The sequence below is a fragment of the Kitasatospora sp. NPDC001660 genome (assembly GCF_053596725.1).
The window spans coordinates 1-1,307 of sequence record NZ_JBSFGU010000142.1; the positions used below are offsets into that span (position 1 = coordinate 1).

The following is a 1,307-nucleotide window of genomic DNA, read 5'->3' on the forward strand; positions in this document are numbered from 1 at the left end:
TACTGGGTGCGCCACGTTCGCGAGGCCGTCCGGTTCGCCGACGGCATGCGCGCGCTGGAAGTTGCTGGCGTCACGCGTTTCGTGGAGCTCGGCCCCGACGGTGTCCTCACCGCCCTGGCGGCCGGCTCCCTTTCCGAGGATGCCGTGCTGGCCTCCGTCCTCCGCAAGGACCAGCCCGAGGACGTGACCGTCCTGACCGCCCTCGCGCGCCTGCACGTCACCGGTGTGCACGTGGACTGGGCCGCCCTCTTCGCCGGCACAGGTGCCCGCGCGGTGGACGTGCCCACGTACGCGTTCCAGCACCGGTACTACTGGCCGACGGTCACGCTCGCGCGCGGCGGCGACGTCCGACTCGCGGGCCTCGGTGCCGCAGAGCACCCGCTGCTGGGCGCTGCCGTCGAACTCGTCAACACGGACGGTTACCTGTTCACCGGTCGGCTGTCGGCCCCCTCGCACGGGTGGTTGGCGGACCACGTCGTCATGGGTTCGGTCCTGGTTCCGGGCACGGCGCTGGTGGAGCTGGCGGTGCGCGCCGGGGACGAGGTCGGCTGCGACCTCGTCGAGGAGCTGACGCTCGCCGCGCCGCTCGTCCTGCCCGAGCAGGGCGGCGTGCGGGTGCAGGTGTGGGTCGGCGAGCCGGACGCGTCGGGGCGGCGCGTGCTCACCGTGCACGGTCGGCCGGACGACGCGGACGGGACGGAATGGACCCTGCACGCCACCGGTGTGCTGGGGACGGGTGCGGTGCCGGCGGCGTTCGACGCGTCGGTGTGGCCGCCGGCCGGTGCCGAGTCGGTTGACCTGACCGGGCTGTACGAGGGCCTGGCGGAGGCCGGGTTCGGGTACGGCCCGGCGTTCCGGGGGCTCGGCGCGGCCTGGCGTCGCGGGGACGAGGTGTTCGCGGAGGTCGCCCTGCCGGAGGATGCGGAGGGCGCGGGCTTCGGCCTGCACCCGGCGCTGTTCGACGCCTGCCTCCACGCGTTCGCGCTGGGCGGGTTCGGCGAGGTCGCGGGCGGTGTCCCGTTCGCGTGGGAGGACGTGTCGCTGCACGCGTCGGGCGCGTCCTCGGTCCGGGTGCGGCTGACGCCGTCGGTGGGTGGCGGGGTGGCGCTGGCGATCGCCGACACCGAGGGGCGCCCGGTGGCGACCGTCGGGTCGCTGGTCGTGCGCGCGGTGTCCGCGGGCGAGGTGGCGGCGGCCGGTCGGGACGCGTTGTTCCGGGTGGACTGGGTGTCGGTGAAGTCTGCTGGTTCTGCGGAGTTCGTGGAGGTGGAGTGGCTGGCGCAGGTGCCGGTGGAGGTTCCGCCGGT

At 74.8% G+C, this 1,307-nt stretch carries 1 protein-coding gene; it reads left to right on the plus strand.

The window, feature by feature from the left end; genetic code table 11:
- On the plus strand, positions 1-1,307 hold a 1,307-nt coding region (locus tag ACWCXH_RS39920), incomplete at both ends, for a polyketide synthase dehydratase domain-containing protein (RefSeq protein ID WP_449806418.1).